Source organism: Nocardia sp. IFM 10818 (assembly GCF_054655275.1).
Genome location: NZ_BAAHJH010000001.1, coordinates 4,122,660 through 4,135,730, shown reverse-complemented (window position 1 = coordinate 4,135,730; position 13,071 = coordinate 4,122,660). Strand labels below are relative to the sequence as shown.

Sequence of the window (13,071 nt, the reverse complement as noted above, 5' to 3'; positions counted from 1 at the left end):
CTGTCGGCTCTCCTGCGGAGGGCGCACGACGTCGGCCCGCGTTCGCGGCGGCGCTGTCGGTCCTCGGGCGGGCGTGCCAGATATGGGCTGGTGCTCTCAGTTCGCCTGCGGGGAGATCTGGGACATCGCCTGTGCCCGGCCGTATTCGGGCAGCCGGTGCGGGGCCGGCGCCGCCCACAGCGCCGACACGCCATGGCCGGTGCGGGCGCGACACACCTGGGCTGGCACGATGATCGTTTGTGGAGGTCGCGTTCGGGCTCGTCGTGCTGGTGGCGGTGGCGGTGGGGCTGGCGGCCCTGGCCCGCCGGTTCGGTTTCGGGGAGCCGTTCGTGCTCACCGTGGCGGGGGTGATCGCCTCCTATCTGCCGTTCGTGCCCGAAGTCGATGTGGAACCCGAGCTGGTGCTGCTGGGGTTGCTGCCACCGTTGCTGTACACCACCGCGATTCGGACCTCGCTGGTCGATTTCAAACCCAAGAAGCTGTCGATCACGTTGCTGTCGGTGGGGCTGGTGTTGTTCACCGCGTTCGCGGTGGGGGCGGTGGTGTATTGGCTGCTGCCGGTGCCGTTCGCGGCGGCGGTGGCGATCGGGGCGGTGGTGGCGCCGCCGGATGCGGTGGCCGCGACGGCGGTGGCGCGGCGGGTGGGGATGCCGCGGCGGATCGTGACGCTGCTCGAGGGTGAGTCGCTGTTCAATGACGCGACCGCGCTGACCACGCTGCGCACGGCGATCGCCGCGATGGCGGGGACGATCACCCTGTGGGAGGCGGGCGCGGATTTCCTTGCCGCGGCCGGGGGCGGTGCGCTGATCGGGGTGGCGGCGGCGCTGGTGCTGGCGTTCCTGCGCCGGCGCATCAGCGATCCGGTGCTGGATACGAGTGTGTCGCTGCTGGCGCCGTGGCTGGCGTATCTGCCGGCGGAGGCGGTGCATTCCTCCGGGGTGATCGCGGTGGTCACCTGCGGGCTGATTCTCGGCTATCAGGCGCCGCGCTGGCAGAGCGCGGCCTCGCGCATCTCCGAGCACACCAATTGGCGCACCATCGCGTTCCTGCTGGAGAGCGCGGTGTTCCTGCTCATCGGGTTGCAGGTGCGCCATTTCGTGGAGGACGCCTGGCACAGCGATCTGCCGCATTCGACGCTGCTGCTCACCTGCGCGGCGGTGCTGGTGACGGTGATCGTGGCGCGCCCGCTGTGGGTGTTCCCCTCCACCTTGCTGGCCTGGCGGGTGGAAGGGCGACGGCTGGGCAAGCCGAAACCGCATTGGACCGGGCCGGCGGTGGTGTCGTGGGCGGGCATGCGCGGGGTGGTGACCCTGGCCGCGGCGCTGCTGCTGCCCGAGGACACGCCCGAGCGGGCGACGCTGATCCTGCTCGCGGTGGTGGTGGTCGCCGGAACATTGCTGCTGCAAGGCATGTCGCTGCCGTGGCTGGTGCGGGCGCTGCGGCTGCGCGGGCCCAGCCACGCCGAGGATCTGCTGCAGGAGGCCAATCTGCTGCAGCAGGCCACCGCGGCGGGGCTGGCGGCCCTGGAAGCCAACATCACCCCCGACACGCCGCCGGAAGTGGTGGCGGCGCTGCGCAATCGGGTCACCATGCGGGCGCGCTCGGCGTGGGAATTGCTGGGGCGCTCGGAATCCCAGCGCATCACCCCCAGCGGCGAATACCGGCGGCTGCGGCTGGCCATGCTGGCCGCCGAACGCGACACCGTGCTCACCGTGCGCGATGCGGGCACCGTCGATCACGAGGTGCTGCAGCAGGTGATGGCCACCCTCGATATCGAGGAATCCACCATCGACCGCATCGCCGAGGCCGGCGAGACCGGGGAACCGTTGACCGCCACCATGTCCGGCGACTGCACACATCTGCGGGAGGCGCCCACCGTGCAGGTGCCCGACACCCCCGACGCGTGCGGCGAATGCCTGGACGAGGGCCTGGAATGGGTGCATCTGCGCATGTGCCTGGACTGCGGGCACGTCGCCTGCTGCGACTCCTCGGTCGGCCGCCACGCCGAGAAGCATTTCGCCGCCTCCGGGCATCCGGTGATGCGCAGCGTGGAACCCGGGGAATCCTGGCGCTGGTGCTACATCGACGAACTGCTCGGATAGCGCTGCGATAGCCGAGGTTCCGGAGCGGCGCATGCACTGCGACCGGTTACCGAACGCATAGTCCGTTCCGCGCGTGTCGCCGCGGTGATGCGCCGACACTGGCGTATGTGCGCCAATGGCGTCGCCGGGCAGTGCGCGCTGCGGGGAGTGGCCTGCCCATCCATCGGCAGTTTTCCTGATCCGCTCTTCCTGCAAGGGGATGATCACCCATGATCCGGTCCCGCACATCGGCTTTCGCCACCGCCGCCACCACCTTCGCCGCCCTGGCCTCGGCCGCGGTGCTCACCGCGCCCACCGCCGCCGCCGAGGTGTGGCGCGTGGAGGTCTCGTCGAGCAACTCCATCTCCCTGGGCGGCGCGCGCTACGGTTCGGGCTGCTCCTACACCGTCACCGTGGAAGGCCGCGCCGGGGATGCGGCCTGGTTCTACGACATCGGCGCCTACGGCACGTTCAACCCGCACTCGGTGACCCTGGGCCGCGACGGCCGCGCCACCACCACCTGGACCCCGCAGGCCACCGGATGGCATCGCATCTACGCCGACTCCTACTGGGGTTCGGCGGCCACCGACTACTTCGAGGTCGGCACCGGGGTCAACCTCGGCAGCGCCTGCGTGGTGCTGCGCTGACCCGCTCATCGGGGCATCGGTCACCCGGTGTGCGCGCACACCGGGTGCCGGGCACTACCCTGGACCCGGTGCAGACAGGCCAGCCCTCCTCCGACGCCGAACCCCGCATCTGGGGCGGAACGACCCTCACCGAACGCCGTGAGGCGCGCCGCGCCGCCCTGCTCGACGCCGCCCTCGACCTGATCGGCGAGTCCGGTGCGGGCGCGGTCACCATGCGCGCGGTCTGCCGCAAGGCCAACCTGACCGACCGCTACTTCTACGAATCCTTCGCCAGCCGAGACGAACTGCTCGACGTCCTCTACCGCCAGATCGCCGACGAATTCCTCGAACCCATGACCGCCTTCGCGGTCGCCGACGACCCCACCCGCGACCGCGCCCTGTCGGAGATCCTGGTCGACAAGGTGCTCGAGGACCCCCGCAAATCCCGGCTTTTCCTGGTCGAACCGTATTCCTCGACGGGTCTGGGCCAGACCACCATCGCGGTCATGCCCGCCTTCACCCGCCTCATCCAGGACCACCTGTTCGCCCACATCGACGATCCGGTGCAGCGCCGCGTCGCCGCGGTCACCATGGCCTCGGGCAATGCGGGCATGTTCTCGGCCTGGCTCAACGGCACCCTGCGCGCCACCCGCGAGCAGATCGTCGACCATCTGGTGCAGACCATCGCCGCCTACCGCGGCATGTACCGCGGCTGAGGCGGCCGGCTCAGAAGGCGTTCTGGAAACGCTCCCAGGTCTTGTCGGTGGACACGAACACCCGGACCTGCGCACTCGGGATGCCCGGCAATTCCTTGACTCCCGGGAATTCCGCCCCGCTGGTGGACAATCCGACGATCACCGGCACCCACCGCCGCCCGAGGTTGCGCCAATGCTTGCCGACCTCGGTGAGGGTGCCGATATCGCCGAAAATGTCATAGCTGACCCGGTCTTTCATCGCCTTCCACTGGGTCAGCAGCACTGGATACTCCCCCGCGCCCTCCTCGGCCTCGCAGTTGTAGGCGATGTCGTAGCGCCGCCGCGCGATGGTCAGCTCCCGCTGATAGTTCACCCCGCGCTCGGCGCTGCGCTGGTGATGCTGCCAGCGCAGGAACTGCACCACACACCACTGCTCCCAGCCGCTGTTCTTCGACACGGCCAGCGCCTCGTTCACCGCGGCCACATCGGCCGCCACCCACTGCATGAGATCGTCGTACAGATTGTCGATGGTCAGCTTGCGCATCGCGTCCTCCATGCTCGACCGGTCGGTCGAACCATGGTAGGACCGCGCGAAACATCCCGTGGCGCAGTTCATTTGAACATATCGTTCGGTATCTTCGCCCCGAAGATCAAATCCCCCAACGGATTTCGACGCGTGCCGCGGACGACCACGCGACCGGGCCGCGCTGCCGCGCTCACCGTGCGCCGGGATGATTCGGGGCCGCGACGCGACGAACGGACCTAGGCTGAATCTCGTGCGCGGAACGATCCCTCCCATCCCCGCTCTCGCTCTCATGACCGCGGCGCACACCACGGCCTTCGCGGTTCTGCCCATCGCGGCGTCGAGCCTCGGCGCGCGTCACGGCTGGCGCCGCGACCGGCCAGGTTTGGCGAACGTGGCGGCCGGTGTGCCGGTCCTGGGCGCCGGCGTGGGCCTGTACGTCTGGACCGTGGCCGGTCATCTCGAGGTGGCTCCGCCGGGATGGCAGGTCGCCCTCACACCCGGGTATCTGGCTCAGGCCGGCCCCTATCGCCTCTCCCGCAACCCCATGTACCTCGCCCAGCTCACCCTGTGGGCCGGCTGGGCGGCCTGGTTCGGCAGCCTGCCCGTGGCCGGCGGCCTGGCGGCGTGGACCGCTGTCGTGTCCGGGCTCGTGCGCTGGGAGGAGCGTTCTCTGCACAAGCGGTGGGGTGCGACCTACGACGCCTACCGGCAGCGGGTGCCGCGATGGGCCGGACTGCCCGGCCGCTGAACCCGAACCGCTGCCGGTTCGATGCGAGCCTGAAGGGTGGAACTGTGATCGCTTCTGTGAGAAGGCTTTTCGCCCGGTTGCCGCGTCGCCGCCCGCTGCCGGCCCGGCCCGATCGCGCCGAACTCTCGTCGCTGCCGGTGCGGGATCGGTTCGCGCTGCGGGATGCACGCCGCGGGCGCCTGCGACACGATGTCAGCGCCGGTCGCGGGGTGCGACGGGGGCCACATCGGGTTGCGTCGGCGGTGGGGGCGGGTGTTTACTCGCTGACGCAAGGTGCCGTCGTTAGCTGAGGTTCCTGCGCGGATACAGGCCGGCGACCGGAAACGTCGAGAGACGCCAATGGTCAGGACAGGCTTCCCCGGATTAAGGGGTTGCTCCGACCGGCTCCCACCCTGGCGGTGGGTTCACGCCGTGCAGTGCTGAAGGTCTTACGAGGAGTGGTGCCCCTACCTCGCGGGTCGCGCAGGTCTCCACTCCCTTTTCGGCGCGTGTGCGCGGTGTGGAGGAGGTGGTTGTCGTGCCGGATGGAGCGGACAGAGTTCCGTTAGCCAATCGTTCACTAGGCGACACTCCTTTTCGTTGCCGCGTGCTGCCCGCGTCCGGGTAGCGTCGGTTTCTCGAGTGCGCCGATCTCTGTGTGGGAGGCGTCGTGACGACGTGGGAAATGCTGTTGCGGCTCGGGGCCGGTGTCGGGCTGGGCGCGATCATCGGATTCGAGCGGCAGTACCGGGCCCGGATGGCCGGGTTGCGGACGAATGCGCTGGTGGCGGCGGGTGCGACCTTGTTCGTGCTGTTGTCGGCGCACGGGTTCGCCGGGGCCACCGCGGATCCGACGCGGGTGGCGGCGCAGATCGTGTCGGGCATCGGGTTCCTGGGTGCGGGCGTGATCTTGCGCGATGGGTTCAACATTCGCGGCCTCAATACCGCGGCCACCCTGTGGTGCTCGGCTGCTGTGGGTGCGCTGGCGGGGGCGGGCATGTTCTCCACCGCGGCCGCGGGCACGGTGGTGGTGGTCATCGTGAACACCGCGCTGCGCACCGCGGCGCGCGCGGTGGATCGGCCGGTGGCCGACGGCAGCGAGACCGAGGCGCTGTACGCGTTCACCGCCGACACCGATGACGCGCACGAGGCGCATGTGCGGGCGCTGCTGGTGCAGTCGTTGACGCGCACCGACTTCCGGCTGGTGTCGATCTCGAGCCACGACACCGTGGCGGGCCGGGTGCAGGTGCGCGCGGAGCTGACCGGGGACCGCCGCGACGACCGGCAGATGGAGACGGCGGTGAGCCGGTTGAGCCTGGAGCCGTCGGTGACCAGCGTCGCCTGGCGCATCGTGCCGGAGAAGGTGACCGAGCAGTGACGCGGGTGCGGGCGTATTCGCCGCATCCCGGACTGGACCGGCCGCGCTCGCGGTGGGCGGATGCGGCGGTGTTCGTCGGGGCGGCGGTGCTGATCTGGGTGACGGTGAAGGTGTCGGCGGGGATGAACGTGCCCTTCGATCAGGCCGACGCCCCCGCCGCGGTGTCCACCGACCCGGATCAGCTGCCCTACTATGCGGCCCGCTCGCTGCTGCGCATGTTCGCCGCGCTGGGGCTGTCGATCGCGTTCACCTTCGTCTACGCCACCGCCGCCGCCCGGCTGCCGCGTGCGCAGAAGGTGCTGCTGCCGCTGCTCGATATTCTGCAGTCGGTGCCGATCCTGGGATTCCTGTCGATCACCATCACCGGGTTCATCGCCTTGTTCCCCGGCTCGTCGCTGGGGTTGGAGGCCGCGTCGATCTTCGCGATCTTCACCTCGCAGGCGTGGAACATGACCTTCGCGTTCTATCAGTCGCTGATCGCGCAGCCGCGTGAACTCGACGAGGCCGCCCGCAATCTGCGGTTGTCGCGCTGGCAGCGGTTCTGGCGGGTGGATGTGCCCTCGGGCATGTTCCCCCTCGTATGGAACGCGATGATGAGTTTCGGCGGCGGCTGGTTCTTCCTCACCGCCGCCGAGGCCATCAGCGTCAACAATCGCGAGTACGCGCTGCCGGGCATCGGCTCCTATGTGGCCGGCGCGGCCGCCGAATCCGACACCGGCAAGGTGATGCTGGCGGTGGCCACCATGATCATCCTGGTGATCGGGCTCAATGTGGTGTTCTGGCGGCCGATCACGGTGTGGGCGGAGCGTTTCCGCGTCGAGGACTCCGAATCCGCCGACGCCCCGCGCTCGCTGGTGCTGGATCTGCTGCGCCGCTCCCACATTCCCGGCGGGCTGGGCCGGGCGCTGGGTCCGCTGGTGTATCCGATCGACCGGGGCATGGCCGTGTTCGGGCTGGCCGAGCGCCCGCTCTATGTGCCGGTGCTGCGGCGCCGCGTCGCCGATGTGGTCTTCGGCGCGGTGGTCGCGGTCGCGCTGACGGTGGGCGCGGTGCTGGTGCTGCACTACATTCACACCACCGTCGGCTTCGGCGAACTCGCCCACGCCGCGTTCCTGGGCGTGCTCACCCTGGGCCGGGTCATCGTGCTGCTGATCGTGGCGAGCGCGGTGTGGGTGCCGATCGGGGTGTGGATCGGGTTGAACCCCAAGGTCACCCGCCTGGCGCAGCCGGTGGTGCAGGTGCTGGCCAGCTTCCCCGCCAACTTCCTGTTCCCCCTGGTCACCGCGGTCCTGGTGGCCACCGGCGCGAGCCTGCAGTGGGCGGCGATCGCGCTCATGGCATTGGGCGCGCAATGGTACATCCTGTTCAATGTGATCGCCGGCGCCGCCGCGGTCCCCAACGATCTGCGCGAAGCCGCGGCCAATCTGCGGCTGCCGCGAAACCTGTGGTGGCGCAAGCTGATCCTGCCCGCCATCTTCCCCTCCTATGTGACCGGCGCGCTGACCGCGGCGGGCGGGGCATGGAATGCCTCCATCGTCGCCGAGATCGTCGAATTCGGTCCCACCACCCTGGTCGCCACCGGCCTGGGCTCCTACATCGCCGACGCCACCCGGGTGGGCGACTTCCCGCGCATCCTGGTCGGGGTGCTCGTGATGAGCATCTTCGTCGTCGGCATCAATCGACTGTTCTGGCGGCGGTTGTACGCGCTCGCGCAACGCCGCTACTCGCTGTAGACGGGAGATCCCCCATGACACACACGGTCACCACCGGCGAGGTCCTGATGGACCTGCGCGGGGTGCGCATGTCGTTCACCGGCGCGGGCGGCGAACCCCTGCAGGTGCTCGACCGGGTCGATCTGCAACTGCGCGAGGGCGAGATCGTGGCGCTGCTGGGCCGCTCCGGCTCGGGCAAATCCACCATCCTGCGCATTATCGCCGGGCTGCTGGCCCCCACCGGCGGCCACGTCGACTACCGCGGCGCCCCGTTGACCGGCTCCAATCCCGGTGCGGCCCTGGTGTTCCAGTCCTTTGCGCTGATGCCGTGGCTGAGCGTGCAGGACAATGTGGAACTCGGGCTGGCCGCGCGCGGCATCGCCCCCGCCGAGCGGCGCCGCCGCGCCCTGGCCGCCATCGACCGCATCGGCCTGGACGGTTTCGAGACCGCCTACCCCAAGGAGCTGTCCGGCGGTATGCGCCAGCGCGTCGGCTTCGCGCGCGCCCTGGTGCTGGAACCGGACCTGCTGCTCATGGACGAACCCTTCTCCGCCCTGGACGTGCTGACCGCGGAGAACCTGCGCACCGAACTGGTGAACCTGTGGGCCACCACCGATTTCCCCACCGAATGCATCTGCATCGTCACCCACAATATCGAGGAGGCGGTGCTGCTGGCCGACCGCGTGGTGGTGCTGGGCGCCAATCCCGGCCACATCATCGCCGAGGTCGGCGTCGACCAGCCGCGCCCGCGCAATCGCCGCGCCCCCGGCTTCGCCGCCCTGGTCGACCACATCTACGGCCTGCTCACCGGCCGCGACACCGAAATCGCCACCGCCACACCGGATTCGGCCACCCCCTTCGCCACCCCGCTGCCCGACGCCTCGGTCGGCGGCATCGCGGGCCTGCTGGAGTTGGTGTGGGGCAGCCACGGCCGCGCCGATCTGCCCGAGGTCGCCGACGAACTCAACTTCGAACTCGACGACCTGCTGCCCCTCGTCGATGCCGCCGCCCTGCTGGGTTTCCTCACCGTCGACTCCGGCGATGTCATCCTCACCACTGTGGGCGCGCGCCTCGTCACTGCCGACATCCAGGGCTCCAAACGCATTTTCGCCGACCAGGCGCGCCGGCGCGCCCCGCTGGTGCGCACCGTGTGCAGCGCGCTCATCGGCAGCGCCGACGGCAGCGTGCGCGCGGATTTCGTGCTGGATCTGCTGCGGCGCGGCTTCTCCGACGAGGACGCCCGCCGCCAGCTGGAGCTGGCCATCGACTGGGGCCGCTACGGCGAGTTGTACGACTACGACACCGATTCCGGCCGTATCACCGTCGACCCGGCCGCGGACCTGTCCGCCGACCGATAACCGCCTCGCGCGGGCCGCCACACCACGTGCGCGGCCCGCGCGGGTCGGGTGCTAGTGCACGACGGTGGCGGCCGCGTCCGCGCCCTCGGGGGCCTTGGGTTTGGTGCGCGGCAGGAAGAACGCCGGAATCAGGGTGAGCAGCAACAGGATCAGCGCCACCCAGAAGGTGTGCCCGAACGCGGTGGCCGCCTGCGCGAACCCCTCGTCGAGCGCCCCGGGCGGCAACTGCTCGGCGATCGCCGGATTGCTGCGCGACCCGATGGCCGCCCCGGCGAGGGGCCGATCCAGCAGCAGATTGGTCAGCACCACCGAGATCACCGCGGTGCCGATGGATCCGGCGGTCTGGTTGACGATGTTCATCAGCGTCGACCCGCGCGCCACCTGCGCGTGGGTCAGCGTCTGGATGGCCGCGGTCATGGTCGGCATCATGGTGCAGCCCATGCCCAGACCCATCACGAACAGCGCCCCCAGCAGCAGCGGATAGGAGGTGTCGGCGCCGACCTGGGTCAGGAACGCCATCCCCACCGACATGATCGCGATACCGGTGAGCACGATCTTGCCGGGTCCGATCCGGTCGACCAGCCGGCCTGCCACCGGCATGGTCAGCATGGCGCCCAACCCCTGCGGCGCGATCAGCAGCCCCGCCATCAACGTCGATTCCCCGCGCACCTGTTGCAGATACGACGGCAGCAGCAGACCGGACCCGAAGAACGCCATGGCGAACAGGGTCATGGTGATGACCGCGTAGCGCAGCGAGGGATTCTTGAACAGTCGCAGATCGATGAGCGGATGCACCGCGCGCAGGGCGTGGAAGACGAACGCCACCAGCAGAGCCGCGCCGATGATCATCGGAATGAGCACCTTGCGCGAGGCCACGGTCCCCGCCTCCGGAATCGAGGACACACCGTAGAGGAACAGCGCCAGACCCGGGGAGGCCAGCAGCATGCCGAGGAAGTCGAAGGACTGCGAGGGCTCGGGTTTGTCGGCGGGCAGCACGATGAACGCGTAGACCAGCGCGATGATGCCGATGGGCAGGTTGATCAGGAAGATCCAGTGCCAGGAGAAGCTGTCGATGAGCCAGCCGCCCAGAATCGGGCCGCCGATGGGGCCCAGCAGCATGGGCACCCCGAGCACCGCCATGACCCGTCCGATGCGGTGCGGCCCGGCGGCGTGGGTCATGATCGTCATGCCCAGGGGCATGAGCATGCCGCCGCCCAGGCCCTGCAGGACGCGGAAGGCGATGAGCGACTGGATGTTCCAGGCCGTGGCGCACAGCACCGAGCCGAGCACGAACAGCACCAGCGCGGTCATGTACAGGCGTTTGGTGCCGAAGCGGTCGGCGGCCCAGCCGGTGAGCGGGATGACGGTGGCCAGGGCCAGGGTGTAGCCGGTCATCGTCCACGCCGCGATGGCATAGGTGGTGTCGAAGACCTCGGGCTTCATGAAGGTCGGGATCGCGACGGTCACCACGGTGACGTCGAGGATCGACATGATGGCGCCGAGCACCACGACGCCGGCGATCTTGAAGACGCGGGCGTCGAGTTTGTCGTCGGTCGGATCGCCGGTCGGTATATCCGGAGGAGTGGTCACCGCTTCAGCCTGCCAGGTCGGAGGATGGGGAACCAGCACAATTTCGCCGTGGTTGACGCGCCGGAGCAGCGCCGTTCACGCGGAGATAACCGGGGACGCGATCAGCCCGGCGGCGGCCAGCCCTCGTCATTGTCGTAGAAATCGGCGGCCGCGGCGTCGGCGAGGGCTTCGGCGCGAATCTCGAATTCCGAGGGATCGCCCGGATCAGGTTCGGGCGCAACGGGTTTGCCGGTGGAATCCACGGGATCGGCGGGTCTGGCGCGCTTGGCCATAGCTGTCCTCTCGCGAGAGCGGAGCATCGGTTGCGGCACGAACCCGGCCAATCATACCGAGCGGTAGCAACCTTGGGGTTACCGCCTCGGTGATCGATTCCCAATCCGCCCTCTCACCTGCCGATTTCACCGCGTAGTCTGACTGTTCACCGCGCGAGGAGGAGCTTCCCGACATGTCCGACCCGGTTGTGGGGCTGACCGGTACGCTCACCACACCCTTGCGCGGCGCCGGTGCGCTGGGCGAGGTGCTCGTCGCCATCCGAGGGGGAACCGAGTCGTACATCGCGCGCGCCGACGAGCCGCTGCCCGCCGGCGCCAGCGTGCTCATCGTGGCCGCCCATCCCGGCCGGCTCGTCGATGTTGTTGCGTGGATCCCCCTTCCCGGCGATTGACAAGTCGCAGAGACGTTTTCATTTTCGAGGGGAGAGACAATCGTGCTCGGATATCATGTGCCCGATCCGGACGAGGCCATGCTGGTCTCCGGCGGCGGCACCAAGGACAACGCACCGTTCCGCGTGGTCATCGGCCACGGCGCCTGGGTGATGCCGTTCTTCCGCAAGGTGCGGTATCTGTCGCTGGCCATGTTCGAGGCCGAGATCAAGGAACGCTGCGTCACCAAACAGGCCATCCAGCTGGATGTGCGCGCGGTCATCGCGTTCAAGGTCGCCAACGACACCGGCTCCATCGTCAATGCCGCCCAACGGTTCCTGTCCGAACAGGAACAGGAGATGTCGGTGCTGACCGGGCGCATCTTCTCCGGGCACCTGCGCTCCATCGTGGGCTCGATGACGGTGGAGGAGATCATCCGCGAACGCCAGCGCCTGGCCGACGAGGTCCTCGTAGCCTCCAAGGTGGAGATGAGCAATATCGGGCTGTGGGTGGACTCCTTCCAGATCCAGTCCATCGACGACGGCGGCCTCGGCTACATCACCGCCCTGGCCGCCCCGCACAATGCCGCCGTGCAGCGCGACGCCCAGATCGCCCAGGCCGCCGCCGCCCAGGCCGCCGCCGAGGCCGAACAGGAATCGCTGCGCCGCCAGGCCGAATACGCCCGCCAGACCGCGGTGCTGCGCGCGCAGTACCAGCGCGATATCGACAAGGCCAATGCCGAAGCCGCCCAAGCGGGTCCGCTCGCCCAGGCCGTCGCCCTGCAGGAGGTGCTCGCCGCCCAGGCCGAGCAGGCCCGCAAGGAGGCCGAACTGCGCGAACAGCAGTTGCAGGCCGAAGTGGTCAAACCCGCACTGGCCGAGGCCGAACGGGTGCGCATCCTGGCCGAGGCCGAAGCCGACCGCACCCGCATCCAGGCCGAGGCCGCCGCCTCGCACAACCGGATCGCCCTGGACCAGCTGCTCATCGAGCAGCTGCCCGAGATCGTCAAACATGCCGCGGTGGGCCTGGCCGATGCCAATGTGACCGTGCTCAACGGCCCCGACGGGGTGGGGGAAATGATCACCGGCATGGTGGGGCAGGGGCTGACGGTGTTCGATTCGTTGCAAAAGGCACTTTCTTCCAACAATGATCGACCTGCCGACTAAAGTCCCACCAGAGGGACGCGGCGACGAGGAGCGGGTGTTTTAAGGTGTCCATCGGGAAATTGGTGTCGTTCGACAGCTCTCGGGGTTTCGGTTTCATCCGTCCGGAAGACGGGGGGCCGGACGTGTTCGTCCATGTCAACGACATCGGCTTGGACGAAGACGAGCTGCGGCAGGGGCGGGTGTTCGAATTCGATGTGACCGAGGGCGATCGGGGGCCGAAGGCGATCAACCTGGCCCTGGTCGGCGGTTCGGTCGCGCCGGTCCGGCACAAGAACGACAAACGCGCGGGCGGGCAGCTCAGCGAGGCCGAGCACAAACGGCTCATCACCGAACTGCTGCTCGATGCGTCACCGGCCTTGACGGCCGGGGAGATTCTCACCATCCGCGACCGGCTGACGGCCTTCGCCGATCAGCACGGCTGGATCGAGAACTGAATTCGGCGGGCGGCAGCCCGATCACGACCCGATTGCAGTCGGTGCGGTGATGCACGTCGTGCCGGGTTGTCTTCACTGAACTGTCCGACCCGGTCGGTACGATCTTGGGGAACCGCCGACCGGTGAATCCGGGCCGG

General features: G+C 69.0%; 14 protein-coding genes and 1 riboswitch. Of the genes, 10 read left to right on the top strand and 4 right to left on the bottom strand.

From position 1 onward, the window contains the following. Positions 1–96 precede the first annotated feature (96 nt). On the bottom strand, positions 97–228 hold the full coding sequence (locus tag ACYQ5L_RS18880; protein ID WP_459959008.1) for a hypothetical protein: 132 nt from the start codon (positions 226–228) through the stop codon (positions 97–99). Positions 229–239: 11 nt separating this feature from the next. On the opposite strand from ACYQ5L_RS18880, the gene ACYQ5L_RS18875 reads away from it, so the two are divergent. The 3 genes from ACYQ5L_RS18875 (at position 240) to ACYQ5L_RS18865 (ending at position 3,423) form a co-directional block, all read left to right on the top strand. Beyond that, a complete protein-coding gene (locus ACYQ5L_RS18875; protein WP_459959007.1) occupies positions 240–2,102 on the top strand; it encodes a Na+/H+ antiporter in 1,863 nt (620 codons plus the stop codon). A 209-nt stretch (positions 2,103–2,311) separates the two neighbouring features. Continuing rightward, a complete protein-coding gene (locus ACYQ5L_RS18870) occupies positions 2,312–2,728 on the top strand; it encodes a hypothetical protein (RefSeq protein ID WP_459959006.1) in 417 nt (138 codons plus the stop codon). Positions 2,729–2,796: 68 nt separating this feature from the next. Further along, positions 2,797–3,423 (top strand): TetR/AcrR family transcriptional regulator, encoded by a 627-nt coding sequence (locus ACYQ5L_RS18865; RefSeq protein ID WP_459959005.1) that lies wholly within the window; start codon positions 2,797–2,799, stop codon positions 3,421–3,423. Between the two features lie 10 nt (positions 3,424–3,433). Here ACYQ5L_RS18865 and ACYQ5L_RS18860 read toward each other — a convergent pair whose 3' ends face one another. Beyond that, entirely contained in the window at positions 3,434–3,946 is a 513-nt protein-coding gene (locus ACYQ5L_RS18860) for a hypothetical protein (RefSeq protein ID WP_459959004.1), read from the bottom strand. A gap of 232 nt (positions 3,947–4,178) precedes the next feature. On the opposite strand from ACYQ5L_RS18860, the gene ACYQ5L_RS18855 reads away from it, so the two are divergent. The 4 genes from ACYQ5L_RS18855 (at position 4,179) to ACYQ5L_RS18840 (ending at position 9,103) form a co-directional block, all read left to right on the top strand. Next, a complete protein-coding gene (locus ACYQ5L_RS18855) occupies positions 4,179–4,676 on the top strand; it encodes a methyltransferase family protein (protein ID WP_459959003.1) in 498 nt (165 codons plus the stop codon). Positions 4,677–4,947: 271 nt separating this feature from the next. After that, a riboswitch (M-box (ykoK) riboswitch) is annotated at positions 4,948–5,122 on the top strand. A gap of 203 nt (positions 5,123–5,325) precedes the next feature. Beyond that, positions 5,326–6,033 carry an MgtC/SapB family protein gene (locus ACYQ5L_RS18850; RefSeq protein WP_379204819.1) on the top strand — a complete coding sequence of 236 codons (708 nt, stop codon included), beginning with the start codon at positions 5,326–5,328 and terminating at the stop codon, positions 6,031–6,033. Further along, complete coding sequence (locus ACYQ5L_RS18845) at positions 6,030–7,766, top strand: ABC transporter permease (protein ID WP_459959002.1); 1,737 nt, start codon at positions 6,030–6,032, stop codon at positions 7,764–7,766. Before ACYQ5L_RS18850 ends, ACYQ5L_RS18845 begins: the two co-directional genes overlap by 4 nt. Positions 7,767–7,780: 14 nt before the next feature. Continuing rightward, positions 7,781–9,103, top strand: coding sequence for an ABC transporter ATP-binding protein (locus ACYQ5L_RS18840; RefSeq protein ID WP_459959001.1), 1,323 nt, complete (start codon positions 7,781–7,783; stop codon positions 9,101–9,103). A 51-nt stretch (positions 9,104–9,154) separates the two neighbouring features. Here ACYQ5L_RS18840 and ACYQ5L_RS18835 read toward each other — a convergent pair whose 3' ends face one another. Together ACYQ5L_RS18835 and ACYQ5L_RS18830 are read right to left on the bottom strand one after the other, a co-directional pair. After that, a complete protein-coding gene (locus ACYQ5L_RS18835; RefSeq protein ID WP_459959000.1) occupies positions 9,155–10,693 on the bottom strand; it encodes a DHA2 family efflux MFS transporter permease subunit in 1,539 nt (512 codons plus the stop codon). Positions 10,694–10,794: 101 nt separating this feature from the next. After that, a complete protein-coding gene (locus ACYQ5L_RS18830) occupies positions 10,795–10,965 on the bottom strand; it encodes a hypothetical protein (RefSeq protein WP_459958999.1) in 171 nt (56 codons plus the stop codon). 173 nt (positions 10,966–11,138) lie between these two features. Between ACYQ5L_RS18830 and ACYQ5L_RS18825 the strand changes: the two genes are divergently transcribed. Genes ACYQ5L_RS18825 through ACYQ5L_RS18815 form a run of 3 tightly spaced genes read left to right on the top strand, consistent with a single transcriptional unit; the run spans position 11,139 to position 12,934 of the window. Next, a complete protein-coding gene (locus tag ACYQ5L_RS18825; RefSeq protein ID WP_459958998.1) occupies positions 11,139–11,357 on the top strand; it encodes a hypothetical protein in 219 nt (72 codons plus the stop codon). A 42-nt stretch (positions 11,358–11,399) separates the two neighbouring features. Then, positions 11,400–12,500, top strand: a complete 1,101-nt coding sequence (locus ACYQ5L_RS18820; RefSeq protein ID WP_379199140.1) for an SPFH domain-containing protein — start codon at positions 11,400–11,402, stop codon at positions 12,498–12,500. 44 nt (positions 12,501–12,544) lie between these two features. After that, positions 12,545–12,934 (top strand): cold-shock protein, encoded by a 390-nt coding sequence (locus ACYQ5L_RS18815; RefSeq protein ID WP_459958997.1) that lies wholly within the window; start codon positions 12,545–12,547, stop codon positions 12,932–12,934. Positions 12,935–13,071 lie beyond the last annotated feature (137 nt).

Bases quoted from the DNA above. Each gene is read 5' to 3' on its own strand.
- ACYQ5L_RS18860 (WP_459959004.1), bottom strand. From the start codon at position 3,946: ATGCGCAAGCTGACCATCGACAATCTGTACGACGATCTCATGCAGTGG.
- ACYQ5L_RS18825 (WP_459958998.1), top strand. From the start codon at position 11,139: ATGTCCGACCCGGTTGTGGGGCTGACCGGTACGCTCACCACACCCTTG.
- ACYQ5L_RS18870 (WP_459959006.1), top strand. From the start codon at position 2,312: ATGATCCGGTCCCGCACATCGGCTTTCGCCACCGCCGCCACCACCTTC.
- ACYQ5L_RS18830 (WP_459958999.1), bottom strand. From the start codon at position 10,965: ATGGCCAAGCGCGCCAGACCCGCCGATCCCGTGGATTCCACCGGCAAA.
- ACYQ5L_RS18840 (WP_459959001.1), top strand. From the start codon at position 7,781: ATGACACACACGGTCACCACCGGCGAGGTCCTGATGGACCTGCGCGGG.